Here is a 13,198-nt window from a genome sequence, read left to right on the forward strand (position 1 = left end):
CAACGCACTTATGCTAAAAGCTGTAGACCGACACACTGTGTTTATCGCCTCAGCTCGCGATCTTCTTCTGCCGCATTTTCGTTAGTTTAATTTCCAGTATTCCAGAGGGACCTATGTTGAAAGCCGTGATTGTTGACGATCACCCGTTCATTCGTTCGACCGTAAGAATGATTCTGAAGCAGGAACAGTACGAAGTGGTAGCAGAGGCCGACAATGGCGCATCGGCAGTGCAGTTGGTGCGTGAGCATCAGCCGGACCTGGTCATGCTGGATATCGCCATGCCCGGTGTTGATGGCCTGGACGCCCTGAACAGAATCTCGGCGTTCAAGTTGCCGGTTAAAGTGCTGGTCCTGACTTCGTTGTCGCCGACGTTTTTCTCCATGCGCTGCATGCGAGCCGGGGCAGCCGGCTATGTGTCGAAGGCCGATGACCTGGATGAACTGGTGAACGCCATCAATGCCATCAAGTCGGGCTATACCTTCTTCCCTGACCTGACCCTGAACTCGGTGCGCCGTGAAGACGTCGATGCCTCGGAGCAGGCGTTGATCCAGAGCCTCTCCGACCGCGAGCTGTCGATCCTGCAGCAGTTGGCCAAAGGCTTGAGCAACAAGCAGATCGGTGAAGACATGCTGCTCAGCAACAAGACCATCAGCACCTATAAAGCCCGAGTGATCGAGAAGCTCAACCTCAGTTCCCTGGTGCACCTGTCGGAGCTGGCCAAACGTAACAACCTGATCTGATGAAGTACTCATTGCGCGTGTGCCTGGCGCTGTTGACGGGCCTGTTGATGGTAGTTGAAGGGGTGACGGCCTTTGCCGGCGACGAGCCAGCAGAAGACACCCTGCAACTGTTCGGGCGCTCCCGGCTGGGCGAGCACCAGGTCGGCCTCAGTGAGTCGGACTGGAGCTGGTTGCGCAAAAAAGGCACGCTTTACCTCGGGGTTTCAGCACCGGATTACCCGCCATTCGACGTGACGGGCAACGGGCGCGAGTACGAAGGGCTGACCGCCGACTACATGGACCTGCTGGCGCAACTGCTGCATGTCCAGGTGCAGGTGCGGCGCTTCAAATCCCGGGCGGACGTCGTCGGCGCGTTGAAAGCGGGGGAAATCGACCTGCTGGCCACCGCCAACGGCTTTGAAGCGGCGGACCCCGAGTTGCTGATGACGGCCGCTTATGCGCAGGATCAACCCATCATCGTCACCCGCAGTGAGGGTGACTCGGGGTTTGCGGGGGACATGGCCGGGAAAAAGATTTCCATGCTGTACCACTACCTGCCGCCGCAGGAGGTCAAACGTGCCTATCCCGATGCCCAACTGCAGCTTTATCCTTCGACGCTAAGTGCCATTGGCGCAGTGGCCTTTGGCAAGGCCGACGCTTACCTGGGCGATGCGATCAGTGCCAACTACCTGATCAGCATGAACTACCTCAACAACGTCCAGCTCACGGATTTTTCCCGGCTTGAAGGCAGCCGCTTTGCCTTTGCCCTGGCTGCTGGCAACACCCGGCTGCTGGACATCATCAATACGGCGATCGCGGCGATTCCGATCGGCGAGCGCATGGCGATCCTGCGCCGCTGGGGCTCATCGCAGATGAACATTGCCGGGCAAAATCGCCTGAACCTGACGCCCAAGGAACAACGCTGGCTGGAAAAACACCCGCGGGTGACCGTGGCGGCGATGGAAAACTTCTTGCCGCTGTCGTTCTTCGACAAACACGGCGCGCTGCGCGGTGTCAGTGCCGACGTACTGGCCAAGGTCAGCCTGCGTACCGGTCTGAAATTCGACGTGGTGCGTGGCACCTTGATGGCCCGGCAGATCGACAACCTGCATACCGGCAAGGTCGACCTGCTGGCGGCCCTGACCCCAAGTTTCGAGCGCGAAGGGCAGATGCGCTTCACCCGGCCGTACCTGTCGACACCCTATGTGTTGATCAACCGCGGCGATCCCGGGAGCCCGGCGACCCTGGACGAGATGGAAGGCAAACGCCTGGCGATCATTCGTGGCGTGTTCCTCACCGACTACATCATCAGCAATTTCCCGGGTATTCAGATCGTCTATGCCGACAACGCCGCGCAGGTCATGTCGATGGTCGCCAAGGGTGAGGTCGATGCCGGCGCCAACTCGTTACTGAGCGCCCGCTACATGATCTCGCGCCAGTACCGCGACCGTTTGCAGGTCAGCAGCACCGTGGGCATCGAACCGGCCAGGTTTGCCTTCGTCACCAATCGCGGCGACCTCGAGCTGTATGCCATTCTGGAAAAGGCGCTGCTGAGCATTTCACCGGAAGAAATGGCCGAGATCACCAGCCGCTGGCGCAGCGAAGTGGTGATCGACGACAACTTCTGGCTGCGCAATCGCAGCGCGATCATCCAGGGCTTCTTTATTGCCGGTGTGCTGTTACTGGTGGCGATCCTCTGGATCGCCTACCTGCGCCGCCTGATTCACCGGCGCGAAGTGGCCGAGCGGGCACTGAGCAACCAGCTGGAGTTCATGCGGGTACTGATCGACGGAACGCCGCACCCGATCTACGTGCGTGACCTCGAGGGGCGCCTGGTGACCTGCAACGTCAGCTATCTTGAAGTGCTGGGCCTGGGTAAAGAGCAAGTGCAGGGCAAGCGCATCACTGAAGAGCTGTTCGTCGACTGCGCCGAGGCCGCTGCCTACCATGGCGAATACCTGCAAGTGCTGCGTGACGATGTGGCCAAGGCACAGGATCGCGTGCTGGTGCTGCCGGATGGGCGGCGCCTGACGATCTATCACTGGATGCTGCCCTACAAGGACAGTGACGGGGCCATCACCGGCATGATCGGCGGCTGGATCGACATCAGTGAGCGCGAGCAACTGCTGGGAATGGTCCAGGAAGCCAACCGGGCCAAGACCACCTTCCTGGCCACCATGAGCCATGAAATCCGTACGCCGTTGAATGCGGTGATCGGCATGCTGGAACTGGCCTTGAAAAAATCCGACCAGGGTGTGCTCGATCGCTTTGCCATCGAGGTCGCGTCGGGGGCCGCCCACGGTTTGCTCGACTTGATCGGCGACATCCTCGACATTGCCAGGATCGAGTCCGGCAAGCTCTCGCTGAGCCCCGGCCGGGCCAATCTCACCGAGCTGACCCAGTCGGTGGCGCGGATCTTCGAAGGCCTGGCGCAGCAGAAGCACCTGAAGCTGGAACTGGCGCTCGATGCCCGTGCCGATTGTGACGTGTCGATCGACCCGCTGCGCTTCAAGCAGGTCATTTCCAACCTGGTCAGCAACGCCATCAAGTTCACCGCCGAAGGCGAGGTGCGTCTGCTGCTCGAGGTGCTGGACAACAGCCCCGCTGAACAGCTGTCGATACGTGTGCGTGTGGAGGACAGTGGCCAGGGTATTTCTGCCGAGGACCAGCAGAATCTGTTCAACCCTTTCACCCAGGCCAGTAACAACAACCAGTCCGCGCGCAGCGGCTCGGGCCTGGGGCTGGTCATCAGCCGCACCCTGTGCGAGATGATGGGCGGCCAGTTGCACCTGCACAGTGTGCTGGGGCAGGGCACACGGATCGACGTATTGCTGCAGGTGCCTATCCTTGAACCCCTGCCCCCTGAAGAGCCTGTTGCAGATGACGAGGCGCAACAGCGGCAACTGAAGATCCTGGTGGTCGACGACTACCCGGCCAATCGCCTGTTGCTGTCCAAACAGCTGGGCTACCTGGGCCACGAGATGGTCGCGGTGCAAGACGGTGCCCACGGGCTGCGGGCGTGGCGCCAGCAGCGCTTCGATGTGGTCATCACCGACTGCAATATGCCGATCATGAACGGCTATGCCCTGGCCCGGGCCATCCGCGCCGAGGAAGCCGAACGCGGGCTCGCGCATTGCCTGATCATCGGCTTTACCGCCAATGCGCAACCGGATGAAAAGCTCCGTTGCCTTGAGGCAGGCATGGATGACTGCCTGTTCAAGCCGATCAGCCTGGAACTGCTCAAGCAGCGCCTGGACCGCTTCGAGTCGATTGCCCCGCAGGAGCCAGGCGATCAGCCGACTGCACCAGAGGCCGACGACATCGACTTTAGCGCCCTGGAAAAACTCGTACGGGGCGATCAGGCAACCTTGCGTGAGCTGCTCAACGATCTGGCGGTGAGCAACCAGCAAGACATGGCGCGCCTGGCCGAGGGCTGCTTTCCACAGGATTGCCAGGAACTGTTGGAGCTGGCCCACAAGGTCAAAGGCGGCGCGCGCATCGTCAAGGCTCGACGCCTGATCCAGGCCTGCGAGCAGTTGGAGTCTTCCTGTGAGACAAAAGTTGAGGAACAGACTTTACGGCGGGCGACTGCGGCTCTGAGAGAGGAAATGTCAGTGCTGGCGACGGCCTTGAACAATTACAACGGGGCTGTCGAGACTCGCTGAAATGAAGTGCCGGACGTTGGTTTGGTACTTCGAATACGTGTAATGGCTGGGCCGCAACGGCCAAGTGTTTTGAACAATGCTTGTTTAAATCCCCCTCTGTCTATAAGGCTACGGCGAATAGCGAACAATGTCTTGGCGCTATCTGTAAGGTCACGCTCCGGGCCTTATTTGTGTTCATTCAGATCGCAGGAAATTTCCTACAAATAGTTGGGCTTGTTCGTCTGCTTTCAAACGCCACTCATCAATATTCTTGTTCCCAGGTAATAGGGAGCAAGTGAATGTCGTGAGCTACCTTGGTCTCAGTGCCTGTTTTATTTTTGATTTTTATTAATAGGTAATGTGCGATGAAGTTTTCCAGGGAAGTAATGTTGGGTTCTGTGTTGTTGCTGAGTGCCACTAGCGTATTTGCGGATAATGCGGACCTGCGTGTGATCGGTACTATTGCGCCAAGTGCTTGCACTCCTGTATTTGTCGGCGGTGCGGTGGTTGACTATGGTGTTATTGCCTCCGGCAACGTTGGGGCAGACTACTGAGACGGTGTTGGCTTCGCGGGATGTCGGTTACACAATTACTTGTAATGCACCTGTTTCTATCTCCACGACGTGGGCTGATGCTCGTGCTGGCACTGTAGATGGTCCTAACATCAATCGCTTCGGATTGGGCTCCCACAAAGGAGTTAATATTGGACGTTACATTATAGCTAATGTGACTGCTGGTACTACCGCGGATGGTAATCCTGTAGCCGTTATCCAGAAAAATACTCCCGCAGATGCTTGGTTTGGCGCTACTGCCGGGACAGTTGCGAATGATGGACTTCGACAGTACTCTTACGCGCCAGTCGGCACGTTGGTGCCGGGAGCTTATTCGACGTATGCAGGCACTATTCGTGTGACCGCGACTATTAATCCCACTCAAAATCTGGACATGAGTACCGAAATCACTCTGGATGGCCTCTCTACTATGACCGTCAACTACCTGTAGTGGATAGCGCTCATATTGCGCTCCCTTAGGGGCGCAATATGTTTGGCTGTTTCAGTTTTTTACACTCTCGATAACCATTGCTCAGGGTACTCTGCTAGAGACGGAAATAGCCATGCAGTTATGCATAAGGCAGGATGGCGCGCTAAGGGGGCTGTTAAACTTCGCTGTGGTTTGCTTGCAGAGTAGGAATCATGGGCGGCTAGTAGTTTGTTGGGCGCACAGCCTGCGAGCAGGAAAATTCCTACAAATATTTGGACTGATTCGTCTGCCTTTATGCCCCCACTCTTCAATATTCTAGTTCTCAGGCATTGGGGGTAAACAAGTGTAGTGGGGTCGCGCTGCTGTCGCGACAGTTCCGAGTGATGGAAGTAGACAGCATTCTTACGCGCCGGTCGGCACATTGATGTCGGGAGCTTGTTCGACGTATTCAGGCACTGTTCGTGTGGTCACGACGATTGATTCCACTCAACGTTCGGGTGTGAACACTGAAGCTGATCTTGAAAGTTATTTTCATAATGACCGTTAACTACCTGCGATAGAGGTGCTTATATTGCGCTCTGTGTGAGGTATGTTATGGATTTTGTTTTTATTAGGTTACCTCTTTCTTGGTTCTGTCTCTTGAGGTCTAAGGGGTAAGTGCGAATTAAATGTACTGGAGTTGACTATGTTTCGTATTTTTTATAAGAGCAAAGTTTTGTTTTTCTCGACCGCACTCTTGGCTATTCTCAGCAGTTTGTCCCAGGCCGCTGGTATGGTACCCGAATCCACCGTGGTACTGGTCAATGTCGCCGATGGTGAAGGCACTATGAATGTCACAAACAGCGATGACAAAGCAATGTTGCTCTACACCTCGCTGGAAAATTTGCCAGAAGATCCAGACAGCCTACTGGTCGTAAGTCCGCCCGTGGCACGGGTGGAGGCCGGAGAAAAGCAGTTGGTTCGTTTTATCGTTCAGTCGGGCCAGCCGATCACCACCCAACGTCTCAAGCGCGTGAGCTTCGAAGGTATCCCACAGGCCGACCCTAGTGCCAAGGCGACAATCGGAGTCACGGTGCGCCAAAACCTGCCGGTGCTGATCAGTCCTGGGGATCTGCCAAAGAAGCAGGACCCTTGGACCTTGTTGGATTGGAGTTTCAACGGCCGCGAACTGACAGTGAAGAACGAAAGTCGTTATGTGGTGCGGCTCAACCAGGCATTTAGCGTGATGCCGGCCGACCTCAACTTAGAGTTGCCGGCTACTTATATCCTGCCGGGGCAGACCCACCACTTTGAACTACCCTCCGGCACTACCTTGGCGGCTGACGCCAAGATACGGATCTATCCAGCCACCACCTACGGCTTTGCCGCCCAGCCTTTCGATGCACCTCTTAAGACGAAGTGATCCCAGCTCGACCTTACAAGTGGTGTATCCCATGATATTGCGACCAACAAAGGCGTATTCCCGCCGAGGGAGTGCGCAGAGCTTCCCTGCACCGATACCAGCTTTCCGAGCCAAACCCTTGCTGGTAATAATTACCGGCCTGATAGCGTTTACTGCGCAAGAGAGTAAGGCTGCCTCGGCGGGCCGTGCGGCACTCAAGGATGCACCGAGCCTGGCATCGTTCGACTTGGGTATGCTGAAAAGTCGTGGCCTTGACCCGAAGGTGGCGGAGTTTTTCAGCCAGGCCCCGCGTTTTTCCGAGGGACGGCGCCGAGTGGGCTTGCAGGTCAATGGCAGCCCACGTGGCAACGTTGACGCGCAGTTCGATACTGAGGGCGCGCTGTGTTTCGATCAAGCGCTGCTGGATCAGGCCAACTTGCGGATTCCCGGGGACGAGTACTGGCTGGACAAGAGGCAATCGCCTGCGGATACCAAGTGTTATGACTTTGTTGCGGCCTATCCACAAACCGAAGTGCAGTTGCGCCCGAACCGTGAAGAAGTAGCCTTGCTGGTCAGCAGCGATGCCCTAAGGCCAGTCGGTGAAGACTTGGGCATCTATCAGGGCGGCGGCACCGCCGGGCTGTTCAACTATGAAGTGCTGGGGCAGAACAACCAGTTCTCTGGCGGGCAGAGCAGCTACTACGGGACCAATACAGAGCTGGGTTTCAATGCTGGCGACTGGATTGTGCGCAGCCGCCAGTCGTACTCGATGCAAAACGAGGCGAGTAACTTCCAATCGCTTTACACCTATGCGCAGAAAACCTTCGTGCCGCTCAAGTCGACCCTGCAAGCGGGACAAATAAATATCAGCAACTCGGTATTCCAAGGTGCGGCAATCACCGGTGTCCAGGTCATCCCGGAAGCGGCGTTGCAAGGCCGTGGGCTGGGCGGCGCTACCGTAGAGGGTATCGCCCAGAGTTCGGCGCGGGTAGAAGTTCGCCAAGCCGGTGCATTGATTCACACCAGCCTGGTACCTGCCGGGCCCTTCAGCTTGCCGAACGTCCAGCTATTGAACGGTCGCACGGACCTGGAAGTTCGGGTTATCGAAGCCGACGGCTCCGAGCGCAGCTTTACCATTCCCGCTGCGTCACTCGCCCAGGTCTCGCTCAGTGAGCCAGGTTACTCGGTGGCCGCCGGTAAGGTGCGAACTTTTGATACCCGTGATATGCAGTCGCCGATGGTTGTGACCGGCACGGGGGGCTGGCTGTTGAACCCGACCAACAAGCTGTCGACGGGGCTGATGCTCAGTGACAACGACTATCGCGGCGCGGCCTGGACTTTGGATACGAGCCTGACGCCGAACACCTGGATGAGTGTGCAGAACACGTTTTCCAACGCTGGCGAAGAGGGCAAGAGCGGTACCCAGGCGAGCATCTCGCTCAGTACCAGCCTGACCCAGAAAATCAGTGCCGGGGTCAACGTTACCCGGCAGACCGAGGGTTATCGCGAACTGCTCGATACCACCCGTGAACAGACTCCTGGCTATACCGATGGCCTGAACCGGCAGCAGTTCGGTGTTTCCCTGGGTTGGAGCGATGATGTGATGGGGGGATTGGTCACCAGTTACTCGGCCGGTACTACCTTTGACGGGCGTAGCAACCGCCACTTGAATGCGTCCTGGGTGAAAACCTTCAATCATGCGACGGTCAGCCTCAACGTCGAGCGCTCTCTGGGCGGAATTCGCGACGAGGATGAATTGTTCAGGGGACGGCGTTCCTCCAGCGACGACGGCAACGCCATGTTCCTGACGGTCAGCGTGCCGCTGGGCGGCAAGCGCAATGTGCGGGCTTATGCCAACAAACGCAATGGCAATACCCGATTTGGTACGACTTACGAAGACAACAGCAACGACTTTGCCTCCTATCGGCTGAGTGCTGAACGCAACACCGAGCGCAAGGAACAGGACTTCTCCGGCAACCTCAATCTTATCCCACGTTATGCCCAGGTCAACCTCGGCTACGCGCGCAACGGCACTGACAGCACAAGCTACAGCGGCCAATTGCGTGGCGGCATGGCAGTGCATGAAAACGGCGTGACCTTGTCGCCCTACGCACTGACCGACACCTTTGGCGTGGCCAAGGTCGGCGATGTCGGCGGGGTCAAGCTGAGCACGCCGAGCGGCCCGGTGTGGACCGACCCGTGGGGCAATGCGGTGATCCCGCAGCTCAATGCCTACCAGAACACCCGGGTGGAAATCGAGACCAAGAGCCTGCCGCGCAACGTCGATATCAACAACGGTTTCAAGGCAGTTTCCGCGGGCCGGGGATCGGTGCAGAAGCTGGACTTCTCAGTGGTCAAATCACGCCGTGCCTTGCTGCGGGTGACCGATGCCGCGGGTAATCCGATGAGCAAAGGGCTGGCCGTGCTCGATGCCAAGGGCAACTTCGTTACCACCGTAGTGGATGACGGCAAGGTGTTCTTGAGCAATGGGCAATTGACCGAGGCGCTGAACATTCACACCTCGGAGAACTCCTCCTGCGTGATCCATTTCAGCCTTCCGGAACAAGCGGACCTGAACGTGTATTTCGAGACTGCCAATGCCACCTGTGCGGCGAGCTGATTTAACAGCCCCATGCCGGGGCGAGGAAAGCGTATGAACACTTACATATCGGGCCTCAGGGCACTTTCGCTGGGGGCATTGCTGATGGGCGCCGGTTTGGCCAGCGAGCAGGTGCTGGCCGCCGATTGCCGGATCAACCTGAGCGAGTCGCAGATGGACTTCGGCCAGGTCATCCCGCCCAGTTCCAACGTTGCCCTGAATACCGGCAACCTGCATGACCTGGGTAACCGCAGCATCAGCCTCAACGCCAGTTGCCCGCAACCTTCGAAGTTGCTGCTGGTACTACGGGGCGAGCAGCTAGGGGCGGACTTCAAGTTCGCCAGACAGGGGCGGACTCGCGTGGTCTTGAGCAATGCTTTGCTTGACGGACGTAGTGTCGATCTGGCCCAGGTCAAGTCGCCCGGGGTGGCGCCGGGTGCCTACAGCTCAGCGATCAATGTGGTGCCGGGGGACATGATCATTCCGGTCAGCGGCGGCTTGCCGACGACGGGTTCGGCGCTGTCGCTGCAGGTGGACATCCAGCCGGTGGTGCCGGTCGCCGAATTGCGTACCCGCGAGGCGAAGACCCTGGAGGCCAATCTGTCGTTCCAGATCCGGACTTACTGAGCTGGGTGCTGGCCGCGCTGTTCTACGGAGAATGAATGCCAGGAACTGATGCGGTGGTTTCAAGCGTAAGGAACAGCCCTGCGGGTTGATCCTTGTTTCTCAAGAAGGGCAAAAGTCTGAACGAACTTTGCAATTCGAGTATTGCGATGCGGGTTCGTGCGTGCTGACAAAGTAAGGAATGTGTTTATGCCTGCTAAACCGAAGTGTCGTCTGGCCTGTGTTGTGGGGGGGGTGGTGCTGGAAGTCATGACTATGGGAAACGCGCACGCCACTACCGTGCCTGGCCTGGTACTGGATGGTGTGACCATCGACGTGACCGGGAACAATTTTCCCGGGGTGCGCGATGGCGGGAGTGATTTCCCGATCAGCATCCGTGACAGCGTCATTACTGCCAATGGGGCGTTCAGCCATGGGGTGCTATTGTCGGGCACCAACAGTTCGGTGCTGGCCAATGATTCGACGGTCTCGACCCTGGGCGATGCAAGTCATGGTTTTAGCTTCGCCGGTGCGAACCAGACGGGGGTGTTGAACCGTACCGGGGTAAGCACGGCAGGTGACAACTCCTTTGCTTTGAACCTGAGGCAGGGTGCACAGGTGCAGGTGACAGATATGTACCTGGAGACTCAGGGGCGGTTTTCCTCGGCGGCCGACCTGTCGGCCGGTAGCCAGCTCAGTGCTCGCGGTAGTCGTTTTCAGACCTCTGGCGACAATGCCCATGGCCTGTACCTGCTCGGTACCGACATCAACCAGCGGGCGCTGGTCAACCTCACCGACAGCGACGTCCACACCTCGGGTGACAATGCCATTGGCGTCAACGTCAACCGCAACGCCACGGCGACCTTGGATGACAGCAGGATTCTCACCAGCGGCACGAATGCCTATGGCGTCCGGGTGCCGAATGCCGACAGTCAGTTGCTGGCGAACAATCTCAGCATCGACACCGAGGGTGATAACGCTATTGGCGTCTTCACCCAACTGGGTGGCAAGGCCAGCCTCGACGGCGGCAGTGTGCACACCCAGGGCAGTCAGGCCTATGCCTTGTACGCCGGCAATGCGTCGTCTATTGAAGGGCGCAATTTGTCGCTGCAGGTCGGTGCCAACAGTGTCGGGGCCTTTGCCAGCGATCGCTCGCAAATCACCCTTGAGAATATCGACCTGAGCAGCACCCAGATGGCTATTGGCCTGGCGGCCTATTCCGGCTCGAGCATCGCGGCCACGGCTTCGTCGATCACCCTCGACGCCGATGCAGCGCGGGCGGCCCAGGCCAACAATGGCGGGACCTTGCGCCTGGATACGGTGAACATCAAGGCCACTGGCGTAGACAGCATTGGCTTGCAGTCGCTGGCCAGCACGGGTGTGGGCAACAGCTTCGAGGTCAACAACTCCAATCTGGACGTTGCCAACGGCCGCGCCATCAGCGTTCAGGGCGGCAGTGCGCAGATTGACCTGAGCGGCTCGACCCTGAGCGCCGATACCCTGCTGTCGGTGGAGCAGCGAACCCTCGCCGACGGCCGCCTGGTCGACAGTGAAGACGTGCTGATCAAGGCCCGCCAGTCGACCCTGAGCGGCACAGTCCAGGCCAACGCACACAACGCCCAATTGCTCCTGGCCGAGGGCTCCAGCCTCAGTGGCACGGCTCATGGCCTGGATGTGCTGACACTCGAGCAAAGCGCCTGGAACATGACCGGCAGCTCGCAGGTGGGGCAGTTGAACCTTGATCAGGGGCAGGTCCGTTTCAGTAACCCTGCGGCCAGTGTATTGACGATTGACGGCGACCTCAGCGGTAACGGTACCTTCGTGATGAACAGCGACCTGGCCAATGAGCGCGGTGACCTGATCAAGGTCGGTGGCGTGATCGAAGGCGAGCATACCCTGGTGGTCGAGGACTCCGGCCATGAGCCCGCCGCCGCCAACGGCAAGCTGATGGTGGTGGATGGCAACGGTGGAGCAGGGCGCTTCAGCCTCTATGGCGGGCATGTGGATGCCGGCGCCTTCCGTTACACCCTTGAGCAGCGGGCAGATGACTGGTACCTGGCCAACACTGCCGGGGTGCCGCCTGTTGATCCGGTAGACCCAGTGGACCCGGTAGATCCGGTCGATCCAGTTGATCCGCTTGAGCCCGTTGATCCGATCAACCCGGTCGACCCTGTGGTTCCAGTAAACCCGGGCCCCGAGCACCTGTCGGCAGGCGCCAATGCGGCGATTGCTTCCCAGGCTGGCGCGGCAACCTTGTGGAGCGCGCAGATGAACACGCTGGTCAAGCGCCTGGGTGAGCTGCGCCTGGGCAAGGACGAAGGTGGTGTGTGGACCCGCGCCATCGGCAGCCGCTACAACATTGCCGAGCATTCGAGCCGGGCCTTCAGCCAGAACAACAGCGGGGTCGAGATCGGTGCCGACAAGGCCATCGGGCTGGCCAGCGGCACATTCTATGTCGGTGGCATGCTGGGTACGGCCAGGTCGGAGCTGAACTTCGGTGAAGGCGCATCCGGGCAGATCGACAGCCGGATGCTGGGCGCTTACGCCACCTACCTGAATGACAATGGCCTGTATGTTGACAGCGTCATCAAGTACAGCCATTTCGATAATGACCTCAAGCTGCCGACCAACCTGGGCACTGCCGTGAAGGGGTCTTATGACAGCCACGGCTATGGTGTCGACGTCGAGGTGGGCAAGCACATCCTGCTCAAGGATGGCTGGTTCGTCGAACCCCAGGTCGAACTCAGCGCCACCCGCACCACCGGCGCCCGCTACAGCGCCAGCAATGGCTTGCAGGTGGACTCGGCGGCCATGGACTCGCTGCAAAGCCGCGTTGGTACGTTGTTCGGCCGTAGCCTGGCGCTGGGCAATGGCATGCAGGCGCAGCCCTACGTCAAAGCCTCCTACATCGCCGAGCATGCCGGTGACAGCCATGTCACGGTCAATGGCTACAGGCTCAAGTCGCAGCTGCCGGGCGATCGCGTCGAGCTGGGTGTTGGCGGGATCTTGCAGGTCAGCGACCGGAGCAAGGTGTCGCTCGACACCGAGTTTGCCAAAGGCAATGACATTGAACAGCCATGGGGCGTGACGCTCGGCTATCGCTATCTGTGGTAATGATTGCTCCCTCCTTTGCCCAGCCGCTGCTGGGCTTTTTTTTGCCTGGCAGTTCTGGCCGGCGCGTATATCGAAAAATTTCTGCCTGAGAAATTTCCTACAGGAACTAAGGCCGTTACATCGGTTGTTTGTCCAGTTGATGACAGAAGATGAGGTC

General features: G+C 58.6%; 8 protein-coding genes. All 8 read left to right on the forward strand.

Going from position 1 to position 13,198, the window contains the following annotated elements; translation table 11 throughout:
- Positions 1 to 113: 113 nt before the first annotated feature.
- Positions 114 to 740: a response regulator transcription factor gene (locus LOY54_RS10230; RefSeq protein WP_093384634.1), complete on the forward strand. Its 627-nt coding sequence runs from the start codon at positions 114 to 116 to the stop codon at positions 738 to 740.
- Positions 740 to 4,384 (forward strand): transporter substrate-binding domain-containing protein, encoded by a 3,645-nt coding sequence (locus LOY54_RS10235; protein ID WP_258610298.1) that lies wholly within the window; start codon positions 740 to 742, stop codon positions 4,382 to 4,384. The genes LOY54_RS10230 and LOY54_RS10235 overlap by 1 nt, the downstream gene beginning before the upstream one ends.
- A 365-nt stretch (positions 4,385 to 4,749) precedes the next feature.
- The gene (locus tag LOY54_RS27610; RefSeq protein ID WP_408980587.1) at positions 4,750 to 4,917 is read left to right on the forward strand and encodes a DUF1120 domain-containing protein; all 168 of its coding nucleotides are present in this window, start codon (positions 4,750 to 4,752) and stop codon (positions 4,915 to 4,917) included.
- On the forward strand, positions 4,871 to 5,365 hold the full coding sequence (locus LOY54_RS10240; RefSeq protein ID WP_258610299.1) for a hypothetical protein: 495 nt from the start codon (positions 4,871 to 4,873) through the stop codon (positions 5,363 to 5,365). Before LOY54_RS27610 ends, LOY54_RS10240 begins: the two co-directional genes overlap by 47 nt.
- 664 nt (positions 5,366 to 6,029) lie before the next feature.
- Positions 6,030 to 6,746 carry a fimbria/pilus chaperone family protein gene (locus tag LOY54_RS10245; RefSeq protein WP_258610300.1) on the forward strand — a complete coding sequence of 239 codons (717 nt, stop codon included), beginning with the start codon at positions 6,030 to 6,032 and terminating at the stop codon, positions 6,744 to 6,746.
- 31 nt (positions 6,747 to 6,777) lie between these two features.
- Positions 6,778 to 9,345: a fimbrial biogenesis usher protein gene (locus LOY54_RS10250; RefSeq protein ID WP_258610301.1), complete on the forward strand. Its 2,568-nt coding sequence runs from the start codon at positions 6,778 to 6,780 to the stop codon at positions 9,343 to 9,345.
- A gap of 33 nt (positions 9,346 to 9,378) precedes the next feature.
- Positions 9,379 to 9,951 carry a hypothetical protein gene (locus LOY54_RS10255; protein WP_258610302.1) on the forward strand — a complete coding sequence of 191 codons (573 nt, stop codon included), beginning with the start codon at positions 9,379 to 9,381 and terminating at the stop codon, positions 9,949 to 9,951.
- Positions 9,952 to 10,197: 246 nt separating this feature from the next.
- Positions 10,198 to 13,041, forward strand: coding sequence for an autotransporter outer membrane beta-barrel domain-containing protein (locus LOY54_RS10260; protein ID WP_258610303.1), 2,844 nt, complete (start codon positions 10,198 to 10,200; stop codon positions 13,039 to 13,041).
- Positions 13,042 to 13,198 lie beyond the last annotated feature (157 nt).

The sequence above is a fragment of the Pseudomonas sp. B21-032 genome (assembly GCF_024748965.1).
In the GTDB taxonomy this organism is placed as follows: domain Bacteria; phylum Pseudomonadota; class Gammaproteobacteria; order Pseudomonadales; family Pseudomonadaceae; genus Aquipseudomonas.